Consider the following 602-nt stretch of genomic DNA (forward strand, 5'->3'; position numbering starts at 1 on the left):
CTGCGGTTGCGGCAGGTATTCTACTGGCATTGGTTGGCTAGTTCAGTGGATGAGCTAGATTAGCAGACTAAGAAGTCATCACTGAGTCAATTGATGGTGAAATTGCGAGCTAATAGTTCACTTAATTGAAAGAAATGTTATATATTCAAAGGGATGCTTCGGCATCCTTTTCTTTTTTCAATAGGGGATAGTACAGATGGAAAACAAGCAAATCGCAATTACCCGTTTTGGTGGAGCAGAGGTTCTCGCTACCATTACGTCTCAAATGCCTGAGCCTCAGCCTGGAGAGGTGGTGATTAAAGTTGCCTTTGCTGGCGTAAACCCTATTGATGTCAAAACACGCGCTGGGCTGGGTTGGGCTGCCGCGGAAAATAAAGATAATCTCCCTTGGGTGCCAGGTTACGATATTGCAGGTAAAGTCACCGCATTAGGAGAAGGTGCATCTCGATTTAAAGAAGGGGCAACGGTTGCTGGGTTTATTGGTTTCCCACTTAGAGGGGGAGGCTATAGCCAGTATATCAGTGTTCCAGAAAGCGAACTAAGCCTAGTGCCCGATGCGGTAACTTTTGAAGCCGCAGCCGTGCTTCCTTTGGCGGGGCAAA

The 602-nt window shown here is 47.0% G+C and carries 1 protein-coding gene; it reads left to right on the forward strand.

The annotated features are described in order from the left end of the window. Positions 1–196 precede the first annotated feature (196 nt). On the forward strand, positions 197–602 hold a 406-nt coding region (locus ACP45E_RS19670; RefSeq protein ID WP_158008401.1), incomplete at its 3' end, for an alcohol dehydrogenase catalytic domain-containing protein.

The organism is Vibrio genomosp. F10 str. 9ZD137 (assembly GCF_049974785.1).
In the GTDB taxonomy this organism is placed as follows: Bacteria; Pseudomonadota; Gammaproteobacteria; order Enterobacterales; family Vibrionaceae; genus Vibrio.